The sequence below is a fragment of the Roseateles sp. P5_E11 genome (assembly GCF_054049355.1).
The window spans coordinates 1-4,326 of the sequence record NZ_JBFUMO010000498.1 but is presented as its reverse complement, the minus strand read 5'-3'; the positions used below and the strand labels follow the sequence as shown (position 1 = coordinate 4,326).

The window sequence follows — 4,326 nt, the reverse complement described above, 5'->3', positions numbered from 1 at the left end:
ACGCGATGGTTAGCAGCGGCATGCGGGAGGCCGGCTACATCTACGTCAACATCGACGATTGCTGGCACGGCACCCGCGACGCCCAGGGCTTCATCAAGGCGGATCCGAAGCGCTTCCCGTCCGGCATGAAGGCGCTGGCCGACTACGTCCACACCAAGGGCCTCAAACTGGGTATCTACTCCGATGCCGGCGACAAGACCTGCGGTGGCCGCCCCGGCAGCCGCGGCCACGAATACCAGGACGCCATCACCTACGCCAGTTGGGGCATCGACTACCTCAAGTACGACTGGTGCAACACCGAGGGAATCAACCCCAAGGGGGCCTACACCACCATGCGCGACGCCTTGCGCGCTGCCGGCCGGCCGGTCCTGTTCTCGATGTGTGAATGGGGCGATGGCAAGCCGTGGGAATGGGCCGGGGATGTCGCGCACTCATGGCGCACCACGGGTGACATCTACCCGTGCTGGGACTGTGACTTCAACCGCGGTACCTGGTCGTCGTGGGGTGTCCTGCCCATCCTCGACAAGCAGGCTGGCTTGCGCAAGTTCTCGGGCCCCGGTCGTTGGAACGACATGGACATGCTCGAGGTCGGCAAGGGCATGACCGAAGACGAGGACCGAGCGCATTTCTCGATCTGGGCGATGATGAATTCGCCGCTGATCGCTGGCAACGACATCCGCTCCATGTCGGCCGCGACTCGCAAGATCCTGACGAACCGTCAGGTCATTGCGGTGAACCAGGACGAGCTCGGCATCCAGGCCTGGCGCTTCATGAACGATGGTCAGCTGGACATGTACGCCAAGCCGCTGGCCAAGGGCGAATGGGCGGTGATGTTCCTGAACCGTGGGGACCAACCTCGCACTTACCGGTTCGATTGGGCCAGCCACCCGATCGACGATGAGCTCACCAAGAACCATGTCGACTTCGGCAAGAAGCGTCATAGCTTCACTGAGCTGTGGACCGGCGCGATCGGCGACACCACCAAGCCCTATGCCACGACAGTGCCCGCACACGGCGTCGTCGTGCTGCGTCTGCAACCGAATTAGTCCCGACGTAGGGCGGCGTCTGCCGACGCTCTACACAACGCCGCCCTCGCGACTCGTCACCCGAAGCACTCGCCGTCCATCCGGACCTGCGCGTGCTGTACCAGGTCTCATCCGTAGCGGTCCATCCGGCCGCATTGCACGGGGCTCGAAGTGATCGCGTCAGCGGGAACTTCAGCCCCGCTTTTTTGACATGTTCCGGACTGCGCCTTCGTGCAGCGCTGGGCCAGGCCGGTACGCTAGATTCACGTCAAACCCCTTCAGGAAGCAAGGTTGGCACTATGTTGATGCGCTTGAAGAACTGCATGGTCTGGGTTCGAGCATTTCTGGCCGTTGGCCTCATCCTGACCCTATCGACCGTCTATGCGCAGACGCGCGATCGGCTCAACATTGACAAGGGGTGGCGGTTCGCCTATGGCCACCCGTACGACCCGGTGCAGGATTTCCGTCACGGCCTCGCGCCGTTCTTCTTTGCCAAGGCCGGCTATGGCGACGGCCCGGCCGCTGCGACCTTCAGCGACGCAGGATGGCGTGAGCTCGACCTGCCTCACGACTGGGCGGTCGAGTTGCCGTTCGATGGGAGGGGTAGCACCAACCACGGCTCCAAGGCGATCGGCCGCGCGTTCCCAGGCAACTCGGTAGGCTGGTATCGCAAGACCCTTGACATCCCGGCCAGTGATCGTGGACGGCGCATCGCGCTGGAGTTTGACGGCGTCTACCGCGACAGCACGGTCTGGATCAACGGCCACTATCTCGGACGCGAGTCCAGTGGGTATTCCGGGTTCAGGTACGACATCACCGACTACCTCAACTACGGCGGCTCGAATGTCATCGCCGTGCGCGCCGACGCCACCGTTGAGGAGGGCTGGTTCTATGAAGGCGCTGGCATTTACCGCCACGTCTGGCTGACGAAGACGGCCCCGTTGCACGTCCCGCAGTGGGGCACCTTTGTCAGGACGTCGGTGAGCGGCGACCAGGCCCGCATTGACGTGGACGTGGATGTGCGGAACGAGGGCCAGACCGACGAGCACTTCGCCATCAGCCATGACGTCACGACTGAGGACGGGCGCGTTGTCGCCAGCTCCGAGCCGGTGCCGACGCACCTGGCTGCGTTCGCCACCGGTCAGTTCAAGCAGACGCTCAAGCTGGCCAAAGCTCGCCTGTGGTCGCCTGAAGATCCGCATCTCTACGTCCTCAGGACAAGCCTCACGCGAAGCGGCCGGGTTGTCGATACCTACGAGACGCGCTTCGGTGTGCGCACCGTCGTTTTCGACGCCAACCGAGGCTTCCTGCTGAACGGCAAGGTCGTCAAGCTGCAGGGAACGAACAACCACCAGGATCACGCGGGCGTCGGCGTCGCGTTGCCCGATCAGCTGCAGGAGTGGCGCCTGCGGCAATTGAAATCCTTCGGTGTCAACGCCTACCGTGCTTCCCACCACCCACCTACTCCAGAGCTCCTGGACGCAGCCGATCGGCTGGGCATGCTGGTCATCGACGAGCACCGCATGATGGGGACGTCGCCCGAGATCGTCTCCCAGCTCAAGCGCATGGTCCAGCGCGATCGCAACCATCCCAGTGTCGTGCTGTGGTCGGTGGGAAATGAAGAGTGGGCGCTCGAGTGGAGCGAGTTGGGCACGCACCTGGCGCGCGAGATGAACGCGCTGGTCAAGCGCATGGATCCGACCCGGCGCACCACCGTCGCGACGAGTGGTTCCGGCAAGGGCACCTCGGTCGGCGCCGACGTCATCGGCTTCAATTATGGCGCTCAGCACAATGTCGACGAGTTCCATCGCGCGCATCCGGACAAGCCGGCGGTGATGACCGAGGAAGGGTCGACTCTGACCACACGCGGTATCTATATCGACGACCCTTCAAAGTTGCATCTGAACGCCTACGACCGTCAAGGCCGTCCCGGCAGCAGCCTGAGCATCGAAGAGGGGTGGCGACGGGTGCAGGAGAGGCCGTGGATGGGCGGCATGTTCATCTGGACCGGATTCGACTACCGCGGCGAGACAACGCCGTTTGGGTGGCCGGCCGTGTCCTCTCAGTTCGGCATGATCGATACGACGGGCGTGCTCAAGGACAGCGCCTACTACCTCAAGGCCTGGTGGACCCGAGAGTGGATGGTCCACATACTCCCGCACTGGAACTGGCCGGGGCGCGAGGGGCAGGTCGTCGACGTGCGCGTTTTCAGCAACGGCGACGAGGTCGAGTTGCTGCAAGACGGGCGATCGCTCGGCCGCAAGAAGCTGGTTCGCGATTCGCATTTGCGCTGGGGGGTCACTTACCAACCCGGAACGTTGACCGCTCTGGCCTTCAAGGACGGTCGCCAGATCGCTTCGACCTCCGTCAAGACGACCGGCACGCCAGCGTCCGTGCGACTGACCAGTGACAAGACCGCGTTGAAGGCCAATGGCACTGACGTTGCGGTGGTCTGGGTCAATGTCGCCGACAAGGCCGGTGCACTCGTGCCGACCGCCTCCGACCTGGTCTCGTTCAAGGTCTTCGGCCCGGTCCGCGTCATCGGTGTCGGCAACGGTGACCCCTCGTCGCACGAGGCTGACCGGCCTGCAGAACGGCATTCCTTTGCACAGGTAGGCGGCTGGCGCACCCTGGCCCTACCGGGGCCCGATCGCGAGGCGGCGCTTGACGCCTCAAGGTTGCCCACCTGGCGCGATCCCACCGCATGGCTGCCTGCGGAGCAGCAACCGCCCACGACGCCATGGCTGGCGCTGCGCGGTGAGTTCGCTCGACCTGACCTCGGCCAGGGACAGGCCTCCATACTTTTCCTGGATCAACTGAGTCAGGATCAGCGCGTCTTCATCAACGGCCTCGAGGCCAAGGTCGTGACCATGGACGGTAGGCCGTCCATCTTGCTGGACCCCAGTGTGCTGAAGGACCAGAACAGCGTTGTCTACCTGCTGCCGACCCCTGAGGGCGGTGTGCAAGGGATGTTTGACCGCTCGGTAGGTGGGAGCCGCTGGGCCAGCATGCGGACCACCGCTGCGGCGTCGCCGTGGCAGCGCAGCCTATTCAACGGTTGGGCCCAGGTGATCGTCCAGTCGACCGGCGAAAAGGGCGTGGCGACGTTGACCGCGAGCGCTCCTGGGGTTGAACCGACCACTCTGAGCATTGCTGTCGAGCAGGTCGGCCGCCGCTGAACCTGTTGCAGCCGCAGAATTGCTGAAGTTGGCAACAGCGCGTCCAACCGAGCGCGGAATTGAGGCTTAGCGCAAGCGCCAGGGCGGCAGAAGTTGCGGTCGGTAGGCGCGGATCAGATGCT

The 4,326-nt window shown here is 64.0% G+C and carries 2 protein-coding genes; both read left to right on the top strand.

Going from position 1 to position 4,326, the window contains the following annotated elements; translation table 11 throughout:
- Positions 1 to 1,046 (top strand): glycoside hydrolase family 27 protein (locus ACXJKR_RS25610; RefSeq protein WP_457325205.1); only part of this gene is annotated, 1,046 nt, incomplete at its 5' end.
- A gap of 284 nt (positions 1,047 to 1,330) precedes the next feature.
- The gene (gene galA, locus ACXJKR_RS25605; RefSeq protein ID WP_457325204.1) at positions 1,331 to 4,204 is read left to right on the top strand and encodes a beta-galactosidase GalA; all 2,874 of its coding nucleotides are present in this window, start codon (positions 1,331 to 1,333) and stop codon (positions 4,202 to 4,204) included.
- Positions 4,205 to 4,326: the final 122 nt, after the last annotated feature.

Excerpts from the sequence above, each read along its gene's own strand:
- galA (WP_457325204.1), top strand. The coding sequence starts at position 1,331 with ATGCGCTTGAAGAACTGCATGGTCTGGGTTCGAGCATTTCTGGCCGTT.